Raw genomic sequence first — 21,909 nt, 5'->3', positions numbered from 1 at the left:
AGCATCGCTACAAGGGATGAGGAAAAGCAGGGAAATGTCAGGAAGACAAGAGAAAAGACCACGAGAAAATCCCTCAGCGTTATTGCGGTAATGAGATGAGGTGCCGGTTCTTTCCTTTTATTGCATATTTGTTGGTCTATCAACAGTTCGATAGTTCGACAAATCGAGATGTCGAACTATCAATAGTTTGTTTTGACGATAGTTTGTTTTGACGATAGTTTTGTTTTGACGATAGTTTGTTTTGATGATAGTTTGTTATGACGATAGTTTGTCTTGACAATAGATAGTCTTGACAATAAATTGTTATGACAACAAATTGTACAGACAATAAGTTGTATAAAAAATGGCTTGTCATATAATAAGATTGTCAAGACAATCGTTAGTTCTAACTATTGTTTCTATCATTCGCTTTTGCGTCCAAAGAGCCTGAGTATGCCGTATTCTTGTAGTGCCTATACTCTCTACGGCAGCCCTGCCCTGCAAGGTTGGGAGAGATGAATACGACCGCACGGATATTGAGGATTGTAGTACCGCCTTGAAAAAGAAAAATCCTGCGGTGGAGATTCTACTCTCCATCCGCAGGACTTGACCTTTCAGGGCAGACAGGCTGCCGTTGTACCTTTGCACGATAAGAAACGGCATCAGGAACTTTGCGTGCGCCTTTGCCTACAACGCCTTCGGGCTTGCTTCCTCCGTCTGTTTGACCGTTGGCAGGTTGTTGCTCTCGATGAGCAGTACTATCGTGCCTGTCAGTTCGGTGTAAAGACGGTCGTATTGTTCGCTTGCGGCAAATTCGTCCGTCAGTTCGTACCCAGCGAATGTGGCTTGAACAGCCTTGTTCGCCAACAATAAAAACGAAAGCCTCTCGGGGAGCGGTGCAGGGAGTTTCCTCTCAAACTCGTCCTCCAAGACAGAAACAAGGGTATCGTACTTTGAGAAATGCAGTCCACTGAAAAGCACTTCACTTGCTATTCTTTCTGCTTCTAAATGATTAAAACCTTGCGCCACGGCATCGCAGTAGGCGGTCAGTGCTATGTCGGCTCTTGCCGTGATAAACTCCTTGTCTCCCAATCGCTCGGGGTGATGTTCACTCATATAGCTTTCCAACTTCAATCGAAAATAGGAAAGTTCCTTTTTGCTATTATCTGTTTTCATACATAAATTTTTGCTGATTTCTAAAATATTGTTGCGTTTTGCTTTTCGATAGCTTCCGTATAGTCAGAAAAAGCCTTACTTTTATGTTCTTGCAAACGGTTCATGTCCTCTCTGATTTTCAGGTCGGTAATTTTTCCATAAATCTGTGTCGTTCCAATGTCGCTGTGTCCGAGCATCTTGCAGAGCGTTTCCATTGCTATACCATTGGAAAGGCAGATGGTCGTGGCGAAAGTATGGCGAGCCATGTGAAAGGTCAAGCCCTTCTCAATTTGGCATATCTGACCAATGTTTATACAGGCGAAAGATGCCTTGCTAACGTTCAATGTTGGAAATATCAAATCATCGTGTTGTTTCCCTTTTATATGAATGTCAAGTATCTCCTTTGCGATGGGCAGAAGTGGAATGATGGCTTCCACGTCCGTTTTCTGTCGCTTGATACGTATCTCACAAGTTCCGTCATCATAATGGTGGATATGTTTAGGTGTCAGTCGCAACATATCCACACGAGCCAGTCCCGTAAAGGCACAGAAAATGAAGAGTTGCCTTGCTCGCTCGAACTGCTTGTTTAAGATGGGCGTTTGCAAAATGCGCTTGAGTTCTTCCGTTGTGAGATACCTTCTCGTGCCACGTGGTTTTTCCGCCTTAAAATCCACAAACGGGTCTCGGCGGATGTATTTTTTCTGTTGTCCGATGCTGATGAGCTTTCTCAAGAAAATAACCGTCATTTGAATGGTGGCAGGTGATAATCTGCGCTTGCTTTTAAGATAGAAATCCAATTCTTCGACAAAGCCATAGTCCAACCGTGAATAACCAATATCGGACATTCCGTATTTTTCCAGCAGGAAGGATACTATGAGCTGCTTGTCATAGATGTAGTTGCGGAAAGTGGATTGGGCGATGGAAATTCCCACACAAGGGCGTTTTTCCTCTATAAAACGGTCTGCCTCTTCCATGAGCATTCCATTGCTTTGTGAATCCTCCGTCAGACAATTTTTGAGCAGTTCTGCACTTACATACCCCTTTTGCCAAACCAGCTCATTGTATTTGGTTTGTATCTGTCCTTCCTTTTCTGTCAGTATGCGGTTGATGTTCTTCATTTCGTCAATGTCGCCTTTGCATCTGCCATGCTTTGCGTCCCAATTGTTTGGATTGATATCCAACCCCATACTGTATTGTACTTGTTGTCCGTCTATCGTGATTCGTCCCATTATCGGGCATTTGCCGTTCTTCTTCAGTTTGGAACGGTTGATGTAAAACAATGTCTTGAATGTACTGCGTGCCATAAGCTATAATTTTAAGGTGAAAGTGTGTTCTATCCGTTGTTGAATCTTCTGCATATCCTGTCTTATTCTTTCTGAATTGACCGCTGCATACACTTGTGTCGTTCTCAAATTGGTATGTCCCAACATACCGCTTACGGTTTCTATTGGAACACCAGCCGACAGGGTAATGACCGAAGCAAAAGTATGGCGAGCCATGTGAAAGGTCAGAGGGGTTTTCATACCGATACTTCTCTGTATGTGGTGCATCGCATTGTAAACCACGTCTCTTGGGGGAACGTCAAATACATATCCCGCACGTCTGCCCCTATATCTTTCCATAATGGTCTTGGCTGGGGAGAGAACTACTACGCGAAAAGGGGTCTTCGTCTTGACACGCTTGCTTTTAATACATAGCTTTCCTTCCTCAATGATGATGTTTTCCTCTTTGAGATTGCGTATATCCGAAATGGCAAGACCGCTGAAGCAGGAGAACACGAACAAATCACGGACGACACGATATTTCTCCCATTTGATGGGCAGGTCGATAATCTTTTGCAGGTCGTCCTGCGTGATGTTTCTCGGCGTTCCTTTCGTCTTTTCGTAACTGTAACCAATGAACGGATACATGTCTATCATGCCATTTTTGACAGCCTTGTTCACAACCGCCTTCAATGCAGCCAAGGCACTGCATATACTGCCACGTTTCAATTTTCGGTCTATTGTCAGAAAGTATTCATAGCCTTCTATAAAGGAAATATCCAGTTCCATGAGCGGAATATCACTTAACTTGTATTTCCTACGCACATACTCCCGAAGAAGAGTTTGCTGATAGGTACGCAGCTCCAGTGTTTTCATTGCCCGGTCTATGCCCACTCTTTCATGAATCTGTGTGAGGTACTCAGCATAGCACTCTAAAAGCATTGCGTTTTGACAAAGCTGTCCCTGATAGGCATTGCGCACATCCGTAGCCGTGAATGACTCTCCACTTTCGCAAAGTTCCCGATAGCGTGCATGAATGAGTGCAGTGCATTCATTCAAATACTGGTTGATAGAATTTGCGATGGCACTCTTGCCGAGAAGACGTTGCTTTCTGCTATCCCAAAGAGATAATGGGACTTTCTTTTTGGCGGAAAAGGCGGAATACTTCCTGCCCAGTTCTATCCGTCCGATAAGCGGCACCATGCCTTTTTTGTCCGCTCGTTTAGCCTGTGTGAAAAACGAGACTTTCAGTTTGTTTTCTTTCATTTTTCTGTCGTTTTTTTTCTAATTTCCTTTGCTTGCAAAGGTACATACGAACAAGAGTTCTTGAGCTATGCAGAAAAATGAAAGATGAGGAATAAAAACCTATGCCACAGTTGTTTATATTCAATTCGTAACCCCTTTTTGCTTTGTGCCCTATGGGTTACGAGTTGGTAACGGAACTATTGCCGTTTTTCGCTCAATCTTGCCATATCTCAAAATGCAGAAAAGTGTATAAGTTGTTATTGTTCAAGTGTTTCCGTTTGTACTTACCCATTCTTCTTTCATTGTCATTATTCTATGAACTATCCCCGCACAGGCAGCCGATATATCAGCGAGGATGTCTTCGAGGAAGTACCCGCCCTGCTGCGTAAGACAGGCATGCCACTATCAAATCCACTTAACCGCCATTCGGTGGACAACGCAAAGATAACCGATCACCACGCCATTATTCCTACAGGAGAAACGCCTTCAGGAATGTCGGCAGATGAAACAACTATCTATCAAATGGTGGTCAATCGCTTCATTGAAGCCTTTCTTCCCGATTCCGAAGAAGAGCGTATGCAGGTGCAGTTCACGGACGGCGCCAACTCCTTTACTTGGAAGGCGTGCCGACAAATCTCCTTGGGCTGGAAAGCCGTGCAGAAAGAGCAGGTTACTGATGTAGAGAAAAAGGAAAACGACAATGAACAGGTTTTACCTTCATTGCCTGATTTGACGGAGGGAGAGGTTTTACCACTTGTTTCTACTGACATCACCGAGCATAAGACCAAACCTAAACCTCTCTACACAGAAGCGACACTGCTTTCTGCGATGGAGAACGCAGGAAAAGAGGTCGAAGATGCAGAAAGTAAGAAAGCAATGGCTGAGTGTGGCATCGGAACACCTGCCACCCGTGCCAACATCATCGAGACACTTATTCTCCGTGACTATATCCGAAGAGACAAGAAATCCATCGTACCTACCGAGAAAGGCTTGGTCGTCTATGAGATTGTCAAGGACAAGAAGATTGCCAATGCAGAGATGACAGGTAGTTGGGAACTGGCTCTTGCCGCTATCGAGGCTGGACAGATGCCGCCCGAAAAGTTTGCACAAGGCATCAACTCTTACGTTGGTACCATCTGCGAGGAACTGCTTTCTCTTGCCCCCAAACAGAAGTCTTATCCCACCTATCGCTGCCCCAAATGTGGCACTGAGAGCGTGGGCATTTATGCTAAGATAGCCAAGTGCAAGCATGAGAGCTGTGACTTCCACGTCTTCCGTGAGGTTTGCGGAACGCTCCTTACAGAGGACAATATCCGAGATTTGTTGACCACAGGACGTACACCCATTCTCAAAGGATTGACCAGTAAGGCAGGCAAAAAGTTCAACGCCCGACTTGTCCTTAATGAAGATTACACCACTTCTTTTGAATTTGAAAACAGGAAAGGAAAACAACGAGGGAGATAATCCCTATAGAAACAAAGCGGAACAGAACAGGTCGGAAGGTGATATACTGTTATCTTCCGACCTTTTTCCTCCTTAATTAAAAAGAAAAAACTATGGCATACAATAAGAAAAACGTCCTTGAAGCCAACACAGAAGCCATCCGTGTTGTGCTTCGCTTGGAAAAAGAACGCCGCGAAGCCACCGAAGCTGAGAAAAGTATCTTGCGCAACTATCAGGGATTCGGTGGCTTGAAATGCGTGCTGAATCGATGTGACAGTCCCGATGACCTCCGCTATTGGAGCCAATCGGAGCAACAACTTTTCGAGCCAACCCAAAGGCTCAAACAGATGATTTATCGTGATGCCGTCGATGCCAATACCGCCAAGCGGTACTGGGAGAGCATCAAGGCAAGCGTACTCACGTCTTTCTATACAGATACCCGTATCGTTGCCGCCATTTCCGATGCGCTTACTTCTGTAGATGTACCCATACGCCGCTGCTTGGACCCTTCGGCTGGCATGGGAGCCTTTACCGAGACTTTTGCTAAAAGGGCTGGGATGGTCGATGCAATGGAGAAAGACCTGCTCACAGCCCGTATCTCACAAGCCATTCATCCTTATGGGCAAGGCAATATCATTGTCCGCCAAGAACCCTTTGAAGCCATCGGAGAGTTGGAAGATAAGGACAAATACGACCTTATTACAAGTAACATTCCTTTCGGGGATTTTATGGTCTATGACCGAGAGTACAGTAGAGGTAAGGATACACTAAAGCGCGAGTCCACACGTGCCATTCACAATTACTTCTTCGTGAAAGGTCTGGACTGCATCAAGGAAGGTGGCTTGCTGGCATTCATCACTTCGCAGGGTGTATTGGACAGTCCCCGCAATGAAGCCATACGTAGTTATCTTATGCAGAACAGCCGCCTTATCTCCGCTCTCCGACTGCCATCAGGTATGTTTTCAGACAATGCAGGAACAGACGTAGGCAGTGACCTCATCGTCCTGCAGAAGCAGACTGGTAAAGAAATCAGCGAGGGGATTGAACAGCAGTTTGTAGAAACGCTTTCCGTTCCCAAAGAAGAAGGCTCTTCTGTCGTCTTCAAGCACAACTCACTTTTTGCAGGAGATTGGAAGGACATTTCTCATAGAACCATTGCCACGGAGCGCATAATGGGTACAGACCCTTACGGAAGACCTGCATGGGAGTATCGGTTCACGGGAGAAATGGAGGAAATGGCTGACAGTCTCCGAAAGCAGCTCTCCCTTGAAATGGAGCAACGTCTCGACCGCAAGCTCTACGAAACCGGCATACCGATGACCAAGGAAGAATGGCAGGTGAGGGTTGATGAGATACTGCAAAAATTAGGAGTTAACGTGCGGACGGAAGAAAAATCGCAAATGCAGGAAATAAAGGAGGAAGACGATACTGACGCTCATAACCTCATGCCCGACAGCATCAGAAAGCAACTGCCTAAACTGTACAGCACAGAGAAAGGATTGATAGGCGATAAGGTCGCCTATGCACGCTATTTCTTCCCGATGGGAGCTTACACGGCTTATCTTTTGGAGTACGACCCTAAGAGCCGTATAGGTTTCGGTGCTGTCACGATGGGCTACGGCTGGGAGTTGGGCAATATGTCCCTCGATGAGATGGAAGGCGTAAAAGTAAGAGGACTGGGCATTGAACGTGACTTGTACTTCTCTCCTAAGAAATTGCACGAGATAGCCGAACTGGAAGAAATAGTCAGGGGACAATATACCAAAGAAGAAGTGGTAGCAGAGGAAATCAAGGAAAAGGCTGCACCCGAAGTTCAGACTTCGACAATGGAAGATAACCTTTCCACGGAAGAACCCAAAGAGGAAGTTCAAGTTGAAAAAATCAGTGAGCAAGTTGATAAAACGGGCGGTGAGCAGACAGTACAGATACAAGAGGCAGGCTCTACTATTGAAGAATCAGTCCCAGAGGGCGTACCCGTGCTTAGCCTTCACCGCCAGTATGAGCAGGAAACGAAGGGAATCCGCATGGATGTGGAAGCCCCACGGGAGATGAACGGGCAGACTGTCTATTTTGATGATGACCACCACCCGGTGATGGACAGCATGGACGAGCGACAGGAAACGGAGCAGCCTTCACTATTCGCTCCGGAGGAATACAGTTTCTGGACGCAGGAGGTAATGCGCGTGAATAGCGAGATTAAGGAAGCCCCCAATCCACAGATACAGTCTTTCAAGGAACAGAAGCAGACAGGAAATAAAGGAAGAAACGAGAATAAGGAGAAACAGCCAACAACTGCAACGCAGCACAGAACCAAGGGCAGAAGCAGCAAGAAGACTTCCTCTCAGTCATATCGTGAACCGTCTCTCTTTGATTTCATGAATGAAGCCGAAGAGCGCAAAGCACAACCGATAGCGGAGGTGAAAAAGGAGTTCGATTCCTCGCCCCGTCCCTTTCTCTCATCACCCGACTCGCATTTGAGGGATGGCTCCATTGTCGTGCAGAAAGGTCAGGTGGGGTTTCTTTCTGACTTAAAGCGACATCCAACCTTTAATCCGATGGACTTGCCGTATGCCCAGCTTTCCCGACTAAAAAGCTATATCGAGATACGGGAGTGCTACCATCGTCTCTATGACTACGAGGCAGAGAACCATGCAGAAGATAGGGAAGATCGCAGCAGGCTTAACCACCTATATGATGACTACGTTGCACGCTGGGGCTACTTCAACCAGAAGGCGAACACCGACATCATCAAGATGGATGCTACAGGCGTGGAAATGCTCTTCTTGGAACGGTCCGAAAACGGCAGGTACATCAAGGCGGACATCTTTGACCATCCAACAGCTTTTTCTACCACAGAGCTGACCGTTGCCGCAGACCCGATGGAGGCACTGGGTGCATCGCTCAACAAGTACGGTACGGTGGAACTTGACTATATGAGTTCGCTTTTACCTGATATGGAGGAAAGCGACATCATTTCTTCCTTAGAAGGTCGCATCTATTACAATCCCGAAGAGAATGCCTACGAGGTGGCGGACAAATTCATTTCGGGCAATGTAATAGAAAAGGCGGAGCGTATCGAGTCATGGCTATTGGACCATCCCGACCACGAAGAGGCAAAGCAGAGCCTTGCCGCTTTGCGTGCAGCCACACCAACACCCATTCCTTTTGCAGACCTTGACTTCAACCTCGGTGAACGTTGGATACCTGCCAAAGTCTATGGTAGGTTTGCCTCAGAGTTCTTTGGGACGGAGATAGGCGTATCATATCACTCCAATATGGATGAGTATAGCATTGTCTGCGACCGAAAGAATGCCAATATCTGGCACAAGTATGCCGTACAGGGTGAGTTCCGCCGCTATGACGGTATCAATCTCCTGAAGCACGCCCTGCACAATACCATTCCAGACATTAACAAGAGCAAGGAAGTGACGGATAAGGTTACGGGAGAGACGAAAACTATCAAAGTAAGGGACGGACATGCTATCCAGATGGCAAATGCCAAGATTGAGGAAATCAGGCAGGGCTTTGTCGATTGGCTCGGACGCACACCCGATACGTTCAAGCAGCAGCTCTCCGACAGGTATAATCGTCTGTTCAACTGTTTTGTACGCCCCAACTTCGACGGCACGCATCAGAATTTCCCCGACCTTGACCTCAAACGGCTGGGCATAGCCGACCTTTACAAGAGTCAGAAGGATGCTGTGTGGATGCTCAAAACCAACGGTGGCGGCATCTGCGACCACGAGGTGGGAGCGGGAAAGACACTCATCATGTGTACAGCTGCCTACGAGATGAAACGCTTAGGACTGGCAAACAAACCGATGATTATCGGTCTGAAGGCAAACGTCTTCGATATTGCCGATACCTTTAGGAAAGCTTATCCCAATGCAAGGATTCTCTATCCGGGTAAGAACGATTTTAATAAGCAGAACAGACAACGTATCTTCAATGACATCAAGAACAACGACTGGGACTGCATCATCCTCACGCACGAACAGTTCGGCATGATACCGCAAGCTTTGGAGATACAGGAGGCTATCCTGCAGAAGGAGAAGGACTCTGTGGAGGAAAACCTTGAAGTCCTGCGTATGCAAGGAGCGGAGATTTCCCGTGGTATACTCAAAGGACTGGAGAAGCGCAAGCAGACATTGGAAGCTAAATTGCAGGGGATTCAAGACAGCATCGCCGAAAGAAAAGACGATGCCGTGGATTTCAAGATGATGGGCATCGACCATTTGTTCGTGGATGAATCGCACCAATTTAAGAACCTGATGTTCAATACCCGCCATGACCGTGTGTCGGGTTTGGGCAATCCTGATGGTTCACAGCGTGCCCTGAACATGCTCTTTGCCATCCGCACCATACAGGAACGGTCGGGCAAGGATTTGGGAGCCACTTTCCTTTCAGGAACGACCATTTCCAATAGTCTGACGGAACTGTATCTCCTGTTCAAGTATCTGCGCCCGCAGGCTTTGGAGAAACAGGGTATCAACAGTTTTGATGCTTGGGCAGCAGTCTTTGCCAAGAAATCGACTGACTACGAGTTCTCCATCACAAACGACATCATTCAGAAGGAACGGTTCAGAACATTTATCAAGGTGCCAGAGCTGGCTGCCTTTTATGCGGAGATTTGCGATTTCCGCACGGCAAAGGACATCGGTATTGACAGACCAGAGAAGAATGAGATACTGCACAACATACCACCGACACCCGAGCAGGAAGTTTTTATCGGCAAACTGATGGAGTTCGCCAAGACGGGCGATGCCACTCTCTTAGGACGTGCGCCACTGAGTGAGAGTGAGGAAAAGGCAAAGATGCTCATTGCAACTGACTACGCCCGCAAGATGAGCTTGGATCTACGCATGATAGACGAAAACGGGTACTCAGACCATATCGACAACAAGGCAAGCCATTGTGCGAAATTACTCAATGACTACTATCAGAAGTATGATGCACAGAAAGGTACGCAATTTGTGTTTTCTGACTTGGGTACTTACAAGCCCGGTGGGGACTTCAATATCTATTCTGAGGTGAAGCGTAAATTGGTAGAAGATTATCATATCCCGTCTTACGAGATACGCTTTATTCAGGAGTGCAAGAACGAGAAAGCCAAAAAAGCGATGGTAGAAGCGATGAATCGTGGAGACATCCGTATCATCTTCGGTTCTACTTCTATGCTTGGAACGGGTGTCAACGCCCAGCAGCGTGCGGTGGCGGTGCATCAACTTGATACACCCTGGGTGCGACATGAAGTCGCATAGATAATTGTTGGAATGATACTTTAAGTATCAGCTTTAACCCGCTGTTCCGTCAGCGGTAGCCTACCGACCGATGCACCTTAATGTTGTATTAAGCGGTCGGGACAAAGTACACTTTCGCAAGACAAGACAGAACCGTGAGGGGAAATTAAGTATGGTTAGTATCATACCGTAGAGTGGCGAGGCTGGATAGTATGGTTAGCATAAGCGAACTGTTAGTAAACTTCGTAATGTCGTAAAAGAGTGCAAGATACTGATACACTCTACCCAAAATGGGATGCGGTCAGATAATCCTCTCCATGGTAGGATTACACGGATGTAAAGACCGTCGGAGGATGAGACAGAACCTAACCTATCCGTTAGTTATCTATGTGGAACATGGTAAGCCTGTACATCTCCTGTCAGACAAAAGACAGGTAAGCTGAAAGTAATGGATGCTGAATGATGTGCAGGTATAAGATAACAGAGAAAGCGAATGCCGTTCTGTAATGGGACGGATAGGGTTTGAGCCACTTATCACGAGTTGACAAGGGACAACATCAACCTACCACGAAAGTGGGCAGACTTCTGTGGTAATGTTTGGGAGGCAAATACCCAACATTAGCCAAATGGTAATTCTTTACAATAAACTTTTAGAACTTTTTTAAAGTAGGAATGCAAATGAACGATAAAATCAAAGAAAATCTCCTCGACCAATCGTGTGCGCCGACTGACAACCTGCAATCAAATTGGGACAGAATAGACTGGACTAAGGCGGAGCAAGCTGTTAAGAAGCTTCAAGCTCGTATTGTAAAGGCTCAGAAGGAAGGCAGACATAACAAGGTGAAAGCCTTGCAATGGACGCTTACCCACTCTTTTTACGCAAAAGCCTTAGCCGTAAAGAGGGTTACTTCTAACGGGGGTGGTTGTACTCCTGGGGTTGACAAAGAAATATGGGATACCCCTAAAGCTAAAACGCAAGCAATAACCCAACTCAAACGCAGAGGCTACCAGCCAATGCCGCTGAGAAGAGTTCATATCAAGAAGAGCAACGGCAAACTGCGACCGTTGGGAATACCGACAATGAAAGACAGAGCCATGCAAGCACTCTATCTTATGGCATTGGAGCCTGTATCAGAAACTACAGCTGATACTCGTTCATACGGTTTCCGCAAGGAACGCTGCTGTATGGATGCAGTACAGCAATGTCATAACATTCTCCGAAAGGGATATTCTCCCGAATGGATTTTGGAGGGTGACATAAAAGGGTGTTTTGACCATATCAGCCATGAGTGGTTACTTGCCAATATCCCAATGGATAAGGCAATACTCCGAAAATGGTTGAAATGTGGCTATGTTTTCAACAAGCAAATGTTCCCGACCGAGGAAGGAACACCGCAAGGTGGTATAATTTCTCCGACACTTGCCAATATGACTTTGGACGGATTGCAGAAAGCTCTTGCAGATAGATATAAGCGCCATCATGTTAATGGTAAGTTGTATTCACCAATGGTGAACCTTGTACGTTATGCGGATGATTTTATCATCACTTGCGAGAACAAGGAAACTCTTGAAAATGAAATCAAGCCATTGGTTGCTGAATTTATGTCTGAAAGAGGTCTGACCTTATCAGAGGAAAAGACGGTGATAACCAACGTGCATGACGGTTTTGATTTTCTTGGCTTTAATATCCGCAAATACGGCAAGGACATATTGACCAAGCCGACAAAGAAATCCGAGAAACGCTTTATGGAGAATATCCGTAAGGTAATTAAGGAGAACAAGGGTTGCAGACAGGAGTCGTTAATCAGAATGTTGAACTCTAAAATCCGAGGATGGGGAGGTTATTATCAGCATGGAGCGACACGTGATTCATTTCACAGAATCGACCATCAGATATTCCTCTCACTATGGCAATGGGCAAAACGCCGTCATTCCAAGAAAGGGAAACGGTGGATAAAAGACCGATATTGGCATGACATTCGAGGGAACAAATGGACTTTCGCTTCAAAATTCAAGAAACCAAACGGAAAGGAAGACCAATTGACATTATTGTCTCTGACTTCATCGTTTCCATTCCTGCAATACACGCAGATTAAAGGAGACATGAACCCGTTTGATGCAGACTGTCGTCTGTACTTCTATAAAAGAAAGAAGTCGAAAATGCTTGTTACGCTAAAAGGACGCAAGTCACTGCTGTACCTATGGGAAAAGCAAGGACGCAAATGTCCTATATGCGGTGAGCCTATTGATACGCACAAGGCATGGAATGTCATGCCAACCGTTCAAAACGGAAAGAAATGCAATCTGTTGGTTCATGATGAATGTTTTAAATTATCCCGCAAATCAAATGGAAACAAGAAGTAGTTTGAGCCGGTCTCTGCATACAAACAGAGGCTTAGAAAAGCTTGAGCCGTATGAGGGGAAACTCTCATGTACGGTTCTTAGGGGGGAAGAGGGCAGCAATGCCCTTGACCTACCCGATCGACCCTCAGATTTAGAACAGCGCAATGGTCGGGCAATCCGTAAAGGCAATATGGTTGCCAAAGAATTTGCGGACAATAAAGTTGATGTGATTATCTATGCCGTGGAGCGGTCGTTGGACAGTTACAAGTTCAACCTACTACATAACAAGCAATTGTTTATCAATCAGTTGAAGACCAATACGCTCGGTAGTCGTACCATTGACGAGGGTTCGATGGACGAGGATAGCGGTATGAACTTTTCAGAGTATGTTGCCGTGCTATCTGGTAATACGGACTTGTTAGAGAAAGCCAAACTCGACAAGAAGATTGCCACGCTGGAATCCGAGCGTAAGAACTTCCTCCGTGAACGTGATGCCGCAACGGGAAAGTTGGCAGAGATTGACAGCTCCGTGTCTTTCCATTCAGACAAGATCAAGGAAGCCAAGGCAGACTTGGCGTGCTTTGAGAAGCGTGTGGAGCGTGACAAAGAAGGTAATCCTATCAATAAACTTGTCATTAAAGGTGTGGAGGACAGTACGGACATCAAGGTCATTGCCGCACGCCTGCAAGAAATTAACGACAAGGCACGCACCAAGGGCGAGTACAACAAAATCGGAGAGATTTATGGCTTTTCCATCATGGTGAAAACGGAAAGTACCTCAAAGGATTTGTTTGACTGCTCCATGAATCGTTTCTTTGTCAAAGGGCAGGAGAGTATCTACTATACCTATAATAATGGTAAGTTGGCTACCGACCCGAAACTTGCGTGTGAGAACTTCTTGGGTGCGCTGGGGCGTATCCCCAAGGTGATAGAATCGCATGAGAAGGAGAAAGAAAAGGTTGCAGCCAATAAGGAAATCTATACTGCTATTGCTAATGGGACGTGGAAGAAAGAGGACGAACTTCGCTCGCTCAAAGGGCAGGTGGCAGAGTTGGATAGGAAGATTGCATTAACGCTTTCAGCGGACAAAGAAGATAAAGAAGAACAGGGAAATAGTCTGTCCGAAAATGAGACTTCTATATCAATAAAAATAGGCAATGAACAGACACAAGAAGCAGATAATCGCTCACAGAGTTTTCGTCCGAAATGGCGGCATTAAAACATCTAATTCCGAAATAATGTACCCCAAAAGTTTTGTTTCTAACTTTTGGGGTCTTTCTGTAAAACAAAAGAGATTTTCTTTATGAATATTCGTTCTTTCCTAAATGTTTAATTCTCTTGCCGTCCTAAATCAATATTTTCTATCGAGTGGAGAATCTTGGTGAAAGAGGATTTTATATTGTCTGGTGATGGTATCTTACGGTATGCGATTTTAGATAAATTCTCAATATATTTCGGTGTCAGAGAACTCCATATATTTTCAAAGTCTTTTATCAAGGGAGATTGATTTAGGTTATCCAAAAGTTTCCAGCCTCTTGGCTCATCAAAGGCTTGCTGATCGTGTTTTATCAGTGTTGTCAAATCTGGCACAAACGCATCGCTGGAAATATAGTTTTGTAATTGTTCTATGCTTAGGAGTGCATCCAAATCATAGAAGTGACGTACTTTGGATGTCAATGATGCCAATGGAGTGTCGCTCATTGAAAAACGAATAAGCGATACGACTTTCTCACATAAAGTTTGTCTGAGTGACAACACATTTAACTCAAAGGGTGTAAGATTATACAGTTCTATAAAGGAACTCATTCCCTTCTTTCTTAGAAATGTAGTTACAAATGGCTCAATTATTCGTATTTCATGGGGAAATGGATTGGCAAATGCACTGATTTCCACTATAATTCTTGCTGGTACAGGGTTGGATAATTCATCCAATCCTACTTGAGTATTATAGAGAAAAGCTTGTTTTCTATATTTTGATCCTTTGGAAATATCGCTGAAATCTAAATCCTCTTTCAAATTAGCTGTAACTTCTTTCATGAGGTGCGAAAGTAGCATTTTTACTTGATTACCACTCATGTGTTCGCTTATGACGGCAAAATCTACATCTTCGGAAAATCTGTTTATCAGTTGATAAGCCTTAGACAAGGACGTACCACCTTTGAATACTATCTGTTCGGTATAACTACTTTCAGAAAGAGCACGAAGTATGGACGATATGTAGTAATCCTTCTCTACCAGTTGGATAGGGATGGTGAGCTCCTCAGAAGCGGCATGAAGCAGGTCTCTGAAATTTTCTTTTTCCAAATGCAGTTGTTTGGCTATTGTATGTTCCATTGTTTTTTTGCGAGTGATGGTGAAAGTCCAATCCTAAATTGCGTTAGCGGACTAAGCGATTGATATAATTTATCTGTCAATGATTTGTCAGAAAGCATCGAACCCAGCAGGGCACGAGTTAAAGGAGAGTATTTCATCGAAAGTTCCACTATCCGCTCCTGTTCTTTTTTAGAATAGGCATTTATTAAATTCTTCAAACGAGAATAGGATTGGTCAACAGTCGTATCGGGTATCTTTTTTATCCATTTAAGGCAATCCAACAGGCGTAGCATATCAATAACCTCCTTGTTTATCTCATTCTTTTGTATTACAAACCGAACTGCATACATACCTCGTTTTCTATTTCGACGAGGGAAGTTTGTCCCAATTTCGAGGGTGGTAGATTGCTGTGTGGTAAGTCCCAATAAGTTGAAAGCGTAGAATCCTGTCAGATAACCTACAGGGCGGTTATCTTTGTATAATAAATCCCGAAATCTTTCTTCCATAGTAGGTCCGACTTCTCCGAAAGGTGTTATTTTAGGTTTATAGTAGAGACCCGGACTGAGCCGCTCTATTTCTCCTTTTTCCACAAGTCTTCGTAAAGTCATCACTGCTGCTTGATGCTCGGTGTGCAAAAGCCCTAAGTCTTCTAACTTAAAGACTTTTCCCATTTCGAATTCTGATATTTTCTTCTTAATACCCTTGCTTGTCATACAATTCAATCTTTGTGCAAAGATACACATTTTGTTATGTAAACGCAAGCATTTACATAACAAAATACATATTCATATCGTGAAAGATGATTACCATTCATCACGCTTGCGTAGCATTTCGTCTATCTCTTCACGAAGAAAAAGAAGTCTTCCGTTAGCTTTTAGGTATGGTATCTTATGGGCCCAAACCCAGTTGTAGATGGTTTTTTGCTCCACTTTGAGAATTTTCGATACGTCGATGATGTCAAGATACTCTGGTTTAAGAGGCGGATGGGTAGTTGTATCAACAGACTGCTCTTTCAGTACAAGCAGTTGATCGAGTTTATTCTCGACAGTTTTCAATCTGTCAAACAATCGCTTGCACCAATCCTTTTCTGAAGTATGTTCTATGTATGGCATAATTCTCCTTTTTGATAGTTACCACTTGTGTCTTGCGACAAGATACGCTGCTCCTTCATATAGGCAATGTACTTCTTTGCCGTTCGATCCTTGATTTCCATTTCACGCATCAACACATCGCACAACTCTTGATATGATAGCTTTAGTTTGGCACGGAATGCAGACTTTACGACAGCCAACAGTTCATCGGTCTTGCGTTTTTCCTTATCCTCTTTCGACTTTTCTCCACGATAAACGTGCATATCGGCTTCCTTGTCCCATCCAAAGAGCATTATCGGCACATCTAGCGGGCTTCCATCACGCACTTTCAAAGCCTTGACGACCGAGTATTCGGGATTGTCATCTTTCTCGATGGAGAGAATGCCCGCAGCCTTACGTTGCAGCTCCGAGCCTATATGTCCCCTTAGTTTAATGCCATTAGGTACAAAATGGAGTACACAAATGATACAAGTATTGTAAATGCCTGCTAAGCGGTAGAGTTCATCCACAATGGCTATACTCTCCGTTTCGTCGTTGGCGGAGCGTATCAGGTCTGCTATACCGTCAATGACCACAAGGTGTATTCCCCCGTGCTTGTGATGGAACAAGTCCATACTTTCACGAATAATCTTCAGTCTGTCCTTGCGTGATAGCGATGCCAGATAGAGAGAATGATAAAACTCAGGCACGGACTTGATACCAGCCCTGCGAAGCGTCTTCTCCAAGTTCTTATAGAGTTGTGCCTCGGACTGTTCCGTATCATAGTGAAGAACTGCCAAACCTTTGAGGTTGGCGGTTACCTCCAATCCCAAGGTTTGCTCTGCCTTTAATCGTTCTCTCCCAAGAGTGCCGGCAAGGATGGCGGCAATGTAGTTGCTTTTGCCTGTTCCTTCTCCACCTGTGATACAAAACAGATTGTCCTGCGTACCGAGCGGAACTCCATTGACAGCCACCACAGACTTCGAGGCATCAGGAGGGTTATCATAGTCAATTTCACAAGAGCGCAGCATCATCATCGTCTGTGCATACATATTGGTGAACATATCATTAAGAAGCACTTTCAAGTCCTTTGCTTCATTGCCCAAGGCAAAGAAGTCCGATATATCCTTCTCCGACTTACCCCCTTGCAATGGTAAGGTTAGACTCAATACCTTGTATTGAGCAAGTGCATCTGTCTGCCGTTTAGCTTCTCTTATGCCTGTCTCATCAGAGTCGTACAATATAATAATGTGGCGAAAGCGGAGCTGTAACCCTTCGATGATATTCTCTGGAATCTGTGCCGTCTCACTGTTGAAACAGATGGCATTGAAACCATGAGCCGAAAGTGAAAGCACGTCTTTCTCCCCACCTGTGATGAAAACAACATCCCCTTTGCTGGGCAGCTGCTGGAAGCCAAAAACATAGTCGTTCACTTTCTCACCCCCATAAAGAAAGCGCAGCTTACTCTTAGGGCGATAGACTTTTACAAACTTCCCCATACTGTATGCAAACATCGGATCTTCATGTGTTGAACCAAGTGTAAACGGCTTACCCTGATTGGAGACAGATTCATAGCGAGCAAGCGACTTTACATAAAAACGTTGCAGAGTCTTAGTATCAATACCATATTGCTCCCAATAGTCTAGTTCTTTGACATTGAAAGATTGCTCAATTAGCTTGTACCACTTTTTACCTTCCATCTTCTTGAGCTGGTTAGGTGGTTGTACTAAGGTTGGTTTACAAGGCTTCATCATCATTGTGTGGGGATTACTATGTTCTTTCCTTTCAATGCAAATATTCAGCTGCAAGTCCCGATTTATGGTTTCAAGCACCTTAACAAAGTCTTTCCTCACGTCCAGTCCGAGCATTGTGGCTGCAAACCAAAAGCAGTCGCCGGAGTAGGCATCGTTGCCAAAGTCCTTCATTCGGTAGCAGCCGGACTTGTTGTCGAGATAGATATTGCACGATGCACGCTTGTCGTCATACAAAGGATTTCGAAAATTGCGCTTTGGCACAAAGTCGATGGGCATATAGAAGCAGAACACATCCAGTCCTTTGTTGGTTCGGCTTAGTATTTCTTCTTTGATGTTCATAGTTCCTCAAATAAAGTTTGACCATTTCCCATATATCCTTTAAGGACACCATCCTTGTAGGCGTTGAGTCGTTGCAGGGCTTCCACCCGTCTGAAACCCTTGAAGGAGGCACGTCCGCTCTTGACGGCGACGTAAAGTCCCTTGAACGGATAAGCAACGTGGTTGCATGATATATACCTGAACGGGATTGCGTTGGTGTCCCTCCATCGGGCAAGGGATGCCCGCGAAATGCCCAAGAGTCTGATGACGTCGGAGGAACTGAGTTCCATCTTATCCTCCAAAACGGAATAATCGCGTCTCATTTCCACGATAAAGCTGGCTATTCGCTCCATGTCGTTCCTTAGTGAGCGTAACTCTGCAATTACCGTCTTTTGTAAATTATCTTCTTCTGTCATATGCTACTTCTCTTTTCAGTTTAGGATTGAATTGTTGCTCTCCGTGGATTATCATCCGTCTGGAAATTCAGAGTCCTTCCCCAATTGGTGCAATAACTGCATAAGATGCTGCTTAAATCTTCTACTGTCTAGCTTGCACAGCCGATTGAGAATAACGATGAGATCTTCCTGCTCCATTGTGGAGAAGCGAAGGCTTTTATGGGGTGTGGTTGCAATCATGGAATCAATCATTCCCTTTGGGAGATGTATCAGCAGCACATCCATATCGAAGGCTGCGGCACATCTTGCATAAGTGTTGATACGAAGGTCGGTCTGCATCTTGCAGTGTTTCATAAAGTTGGAATATTCCATATCGGCATAGCCTGCCCTTAGCTTGCAGTTTTTGCTGGCGGAGAGCATGATTTCAAGCGTCGGAAGTACAACGTAGAATTTTGCGTTACTTCCAGAGTTTTGTTTCTTTGTCTTCATATGTATCCGTCTTTTTGTTAGAAATAATGCTGCAAAGTTCTTAACAAATAGGGCTTTAGAAAGAATATTAAATTGCCAATATTGGCATTATATTGCCATTTTGCATTTTTAACATTATGCGTTATTTGTTGCCCAATACGTAGGCGAAAATCTTTAGCCTGCCATATCAATCAATCACATCTTTGGGACTGTCAGTGCATGGTGCAAGGTCTATCTATATATATAGACTTGCACCATGCACTGAAAATTGTAGCCAAAAGATTTCTAAAACATTTTCCCACAATAATTTGGAGGATGTTCTACTTTTTTGTACTTTTGAACCCAAGAAATGCAAGTGCGCATTTCGGGTAGCAGTATCTGCGAGTACTCTCAAAATACTCTGTTGTGGCTACAATATGGCTACAATTAAAAAGGATAAAAAAATAAAAGACTATGATACAAGGAGTTGCAGCGAAATGGTCATTTTCCCCTCTTTCCGCATCATGTAATTGCTTAAATTCCTAAGTTACGACACCTTAGGGATTTTTTATTTTCCTTTGTTTATTTCTTGATACACTGTTACTCCGAATACTTTTAACGTAAAATTATTTTTCCATTATCTTTTTGAAGCTCGTTTTTTATTCTTAATGCCCAAGTCCTGTAACATGCGACCCAGCTCATCGTCTTTTGCTAAATAGAGAATATCGTCTTCGAGCTGCAGGGCATTGAGCACACGCATTACCACACCCAGTGACACAGAAGGTTCGCCCTTTTCCAAACGTGAAAGGGTAAGCCTGGTGCATTGTGCACGTTGTGCCACCTGATCCATCGTCAGGTCTCTTCGCAATCGGGCGAGGCGGAACTGCTCGCCCACTACCTTCAACTTATCTTGCAGTGCTCTGGTCATCCAGTTGGCTTTGGTAAATTTTGTCATAATGTATGTTTTACGATGCAAAGATACTATAATAAGTTTAACATATAATGAGACCTCTGCAAAACTCTTTGTTCAAGATTTGCTCATTTCATCATATTTTTGTACCTTTATAGTATGAAACAACGTCCTTCTTCTCCGAGTTTTGCTGACCTAATAGTTGGTCATCGTAAGGTCAAACAGACCTTTTTCTTTCAAATTGATCAGATAATCGACTGGAATCCCATTCGTGGACTTATTGAAATTGCTTACACCAAAGGCAACCGTCCCACTGGTCGTCCAAGCTATGACAGTCTTGTGTTGTTCAAGACCGAGCTTCTTCGTACATGGTATGGCTTGAGTGACGGCGAGGTCGAAGAGCAGGTAAATGACCGTCTGTCCTTCAGTCGCTTTGTTGGTTTAGGATTGGATGACTGCGCTCCAGATAGTACAACTGTATGCCGTTTCCGTAACATTTTGGTTGAAGCCGACCTTTACGACAATGTGCTGCAAGAGATAAATCGCCAGTTAGAGTTGGCTGGTGTTTTGATTAAGCGTGGTGCCATCGTTGATGCAAGTATCACGGATAGTCCTCGTCGACCTCGCGGCCGTAAGGAATACGAAGTAGTTGAGGATCGCAATGAGGAATCAGGCAGGGATGTGGCAGAAAAGGCAATGGTTAAAGAGATCGTCAAGCCCAATGTTGATGGAGAAGCACGTTGGGTAAAGAAGATGGGGAAGCTACACTTCGGTTACAAGCGACATTCGGTTACAGATGAGAACGGTTTGGTGATAGCCGAGGAAACCACACCGGCTAACGAAAGTGACATCAAACATTTGGAAAAGCCATTAGAAAAAGCTAAACTTCCACAAGGTACACCTGTTTATGCCGACAAGGGTTATGATTCCACGGCAAACAAGGATGTACTTAAACGTATGAAGCTCAAGAGTCGTATCATGCACAAAGGAGTAAGGGGGCGTAAGCTAACGGAAAGAGAGCAGCGTATTAATGTAGCCATCAGCAAGACACGGTACAAAGTGGAACGTACCTTTGGATCTATTCACAGATGGTTTCATGGTGGCATAGCCAGATATGTAGGTTTAGATAAGACTCACGCACAACACATCATGGAGGCTATTGCCTACAATTTATATCGAACTCCAGGGATAATTGTGTCTAATTCTCTCAAATAAGGGGAGAATATGAGATGAAATAGAGCATATACAGCATAAAAATCAAAAATATAGACTGCAGGTGAGCCAATAGTGCTCAAAAACAAGAATGATAGAGAATGGGGTAAGGTTTTGCAGAGGTCTCATAATACTTTATCTGGTATTTATTTTGTTATTTTTCTATTTCTTTTCCATATTGGTGTCCGCAGGATGCTTCTCATTTACAATCTCAGATAATTTCAGTTCGTGTTCCACCTGCCATGAATATATAGGGTGTATTCTTATAGGCAGGTACTTCATTCTGTAAGCCTATCGGGCAAGTCAAATACGCTCAAATTTAATACAACCAACGGGTTAATACCAGTAAATTGAAGGTGTGTCAAAATTTTGACACACCCTCTCTCAATATTTTTCTGGAAAGATATAGTCTTTGTTCATACAATCCACTTATCCTTCATAAAATTATTTAATCAAACATGAATATTATCATTTTCTTTTTAATATCCACAGGGCATTTATCAAATGGTAGTATTCGTTTACGATATATATATCCGATAAATAAACTCCCATCATCAGAATAAGCCCTGCACCAGTCACTTCTCCAAATTGGGGTATATAAAAATATCTGGTTCCTAAGAATCTTTGTCTTTACTTTTGACTTCGTTGAAGGTCTCTCTCTGACATAGGTGAAACCATCTGGGTCATTAATCACAGCAGGAAATTTCATGTAATCCTCTTTATATAGAAGATTACATCCTTTACTATCATAGACGCAATTGATGTCAGAATATCTGAAGCTGCGAGGTGGTTCTGTAGTTACCATAAAATATAGTGCTTTATC

The 21,909-nt window shown here is 44.2% G+C and carries 13 protein-coding genes and 3 pseudogenes; 5 read left to right on the top strand and 11 right to left on the bottom strand.

The window, feature by feature from the left end; translation table 11 throughout:
* Window positions 1–666: 666 nt before the first annotated feature.
* The 3 genes from NQ518_RS05660 to NQ518_RS05650 are packed head-to-tail and all read right to left on the bottom strand — an operon-like array spanning window position 667 to window position 3,662.
* Window positions 667–1,155, bottom strand: coding sequence for a DUF1896 domain-containing protein (locus tag NQ518_RS05660; protein WP_025064882.1), 489 nt, complete (start codon window positions 1,153–1,155; stop codon window positions 667–669).
* Between the two features lie 20 nt (window positions 1,156–1,175).
* On the bottom strand, window positions 1,176–2,438 hold the full coding sequence (locus NQ518_RS05655) for a site-specific integrase (RefSeq protein WP_025073050.1): 1,263 nt from the start codon (window positions 2,436–2,438) through the stop codon (window positions 1,176–1,178).
* A gap of 3 nt (window positions 2,439–2,441) precedes the next feature.
* Window positions 2,442–3,662: a site-specific integrase gene (locus NQ518_RS05650; protein ID WP_025878038.1), complete on the bottom strand. Its 1,221-nt coding sequence runs from the start codon at window positions 3,660–3,662 to the stop codon at window positions 2,442–2,444.
* 300 nt (window positions 3,663–3,962) lie between these two features.
* Here NQ518_RS05650 and NQ518_RS05645 point away from each other — a divergent pair.
* The 4 genes and pseudogenes from NQ518_RS05645 to NQ518_RS05630 all read left to right on the top strand — a co-directional run.
* Window positions 3,963–5,105 (top strand): annotated as a pseudogene (locus NQ518_RS05645) (type IA DNA topoisomerase); the annotation flags it as partial.
* Between the two features lie 92 nt (window positions 5,106–5,197).
* Window positions 5,198–10,324, top strand: a pseudogene (locus tag NQ518_RS05640) (DUF2958 domain-containing protein); the annotation flags it as partial.
* 678 nt (window positions 10,325–11,002) lie between these two features.
* On the top strand, window positions 11,003–12,688 hold the full coding sequence (gene ltrA / locus NQ518_RS05635; RefSeq protein ID WP_153113795.1) for a group II intron reverse transcriptase/maturase: 1,686 nt from the start codon (window positions 11,003–11,005) through the stop codon (window positions 12,686–12,688).
* Between the two features lie 103 nt (window positions 12,689–12,791).
* A pseudogene (locus NQ518_RS05630) lies at window positions 12,792–13,886 on the top strand (helicase); the annotation flags it as partial.
* A 110-nt stretch (window positions 13,887–13,996) separates the two neighbouring features.
* On the opposite strand, the gene NQ518_RS05625 reads toward NQ518_RS05630, so the two are convergent.
* From NQ518_RS05625 to NQ518_RS05595, 7 genes are all read right to left on the bottom strand, one after another.
* Window positions 13,997–15,001 (bottom strand): nucleotidyl transferase AbiEii/AbiGii toxin family protein, encoded by a 1,005-nt coding sequence (locus NQ518_RS05625; RefSeq protein WP_021668848.1) that lies wholly within the window; start codon window positions 14,999–15,001, stop codon window positions 13,997–13,999.
* Window positions 14,986–15,693, bottom strand: a complete 708-nt coding sequence (locus NQ518_RS05620) for a type IV toxin-antitoxin system AbiEi family antitoxin domain-containing protein (protein ID WP_021668849.1) — start codon at window positions 15,691–15,693, stop codon at window positions 14,986–14,988. Before NQ518_RS05620 ends, NQ518_RS05625 begins: the two co-directional genes overlap by 16 nt.
* Before the next feature lie 90 nt (window positions 15,694–15,783).
* On the bottom strand, window positions 15,784–16,092 hold the full coding sequence (locus NQ518_RS05615; RefSeq protein ID WP_008449194.1) for a helix-turn-helix domain-containing protein: 309 nt from the start codon (window positions 16,090–16,092) through the stop codon (window positions 15,784–15,786).
* A complete protein-coding gene (locus tag NQ518_RS05610; protein ID WP_021669140.1) occupies window positions 16,080–18,143 on the bottom strand; it encodes a bifunctional DNA primase/helicase in 2,064 nt (687 codons plus the stop codon). The genes NQ518_RS05615 and NQ518_RS05610 overlap by 13 nt, the downstream gene beginning before the upstream one ends.
* A complete protein-coding gene (locus NQ518_RS05605; RefSeq protein ID WP_021669139.1) occupies window positions 18,140–18,538 on the bottom strand; it encodes a hypothetical protein in 399 nt (132 codons plus the stop codon). The genes NQ518_RS05610 and NQ518_RS05605 overlap by 4 nt, the downstream gene beginning before the upstream one ends.
* A gap of 51 nt (window positions 18,539–18,589) precedes the next feature.
* Window positions 18,590–19,006: a hypothetical protein gene (locus NQ518_RS05600; protein ID WP_036857307.1), complete on the bottom strand. Its 417-nt coding sequence runs from the start codon at window positions 19,004–19,006 to the stop codon at window positions 18,590–18,592.
* Window positions 19,007–19,601: 595 nt separating this feature from the next.
* Window positions 19,602–19,919, bottom strand: a complete 318-nt coding sequence (locus NQ518_RS05595) for a helix-turn-helix domain-containing protein (protein ID WP_227960534.1) — start codon at window positions 19,917–19,919, stop codon at window positions 19,602–19,604.
* 114 nt (window positions 19,920–20,033) lie between these two features.
* Between NQ518_RS05595 and NQ518_RS05590 the strand changes: the two genes are divergently transcribed.
* Window positions 20,034–21,089 (top strand): IS5 family transposase, encoded by a 1,056-nt coding sequence (locus NQ518_RS05590; protein WP_227960536.1) that lies wholly within the window; start codon window positions 20,034–20,036, stop codon window positions 21,087–21,089.
* Window positions 21,090–21,534: 445 nt separating this feature from the next.
* Here the strand turns inward: NQ518_RS05590 and NQ518_RS05585 are convergent, their stop codons facing one another.
* Window positions 21,535–21,891 carry an SH3 domain-containing protein gene (locus tag NQ518_RS05585; protein ID WP_227960538.1) on the bottom strand — a complete coding sequence of 119 codons (357 nt, stop codon included), beginning with the start codon at window positions 21,889–21,891 and terminating at the stop codon, window positions 21,535–21,537.
* Between the last annotated feature and the right edge of the window lie 18 nt (window positions 21,892–21,909).

It is taken from the genome of Hoylesella buccalis ATCC 35310, assembly GCF_025151385.1.
Taxonomy (GTDB): Bacteria; Bacteroidota; Bacteroidia; order Bacteroidales; family Bacteroidaceae; genus Prevotella; species Prevotella buccalis.
Note: the sequence above shows the minus strand (reverse complement) of the source record. Positions and strands in the feature narration are given on the sequence as shown.

Bases quoted from the DNA above. Each gene is read 5' to 3' on its own strand.
- NQ518_RS05610 (WP_021669140.1), bottom strand. From the start codon at position 18,143: ATGAACATCAAAGAAGAAATACTAAGCCGAACCAACAAAGGACTGGAT.
- NQ518_RS05605 (WP_021669139.1), bottom strand. From the start codon at position 18,538: ATGACAGAAGAAGATAATTTACAAAAGACGGTAATTGCAGAGTTACGC.
- NQ518_RS05625 (WP_021668848.1), bottom strand. From the start codon at position 15,001: ATGGAACATACAATAGCCAAACAACTGCATTTGGAAAAAGAAAATTTC.
- NQ518_RS05585 (WP_227960538.1), bottom strand. From the start codon at position 21,891: ATGGTAACTACAGAACCACCTCGCAGCTTCAGATATTCTGACATCAAT.
- NQ518_RS05660 (WP_025064882.1), bottom strand. From the start codon at position 1,155: ATGAAAACAGATAATAGCAAAAAGGAACTTTCCTATTTTCGATTGAAG.
- NQ518_RS05615 (WP_008449194.1), bottom strand. From the start codon at position 16,092: ATGCCATACATAGAACATACTTCAGAAAAGGATTGGTGCAAGCGATTG.
- NQ518_RS05600 (WP_036857307.1), bottom strand. From the start codon at position 19,006: ATGAAGACAAAGAAACAAAACTCTGGAAGTAACGCAAAATTCTACGTT.
- ltrA (WP_153113795.1), top strand. From the start codon at position 11,003: ATGAACGATAAAATCAAAGAAAATCTCCTCGACCAATCGTGTGCGCCG.
- NQ518_RS05590 (WP_227960536.1), top strand. From the start codon at position 20,034: ATGAAACAACGTCCTTCTTCTCCGAGTTTTGCTGACCTAATAGTTGGT.
- NQ518_RS05620 (WP_021668849.1), bottom strand. From the start codon at position 15,693: ATGACAAGCAAGGGTATTAAGAAGAAAATATCAGAATTCGAAATGGGA.
- NQ518_RS05655 (WP_025073050.1), bottom strand. From the start codon at position 2,438: ATGGCACGCAGTACATTCAAGACATTGTTTTACATCAACCGTTCCAAA.
- NQ518_RS05595 (WP_227960534.1), bottom strand. From the start codon at position 19,919: ATGACAAAATTTACCAAAGCCAACTGGATGACCAGAGCACTGCAAGAT.
- NQ518_RS05650 (WP_025878038.1), bottom strand. From the start codon at position 3,662: ATGAAAGAAAACAAACTGAAAGTCTCGTTTTTCACACAGGCTAAACGA.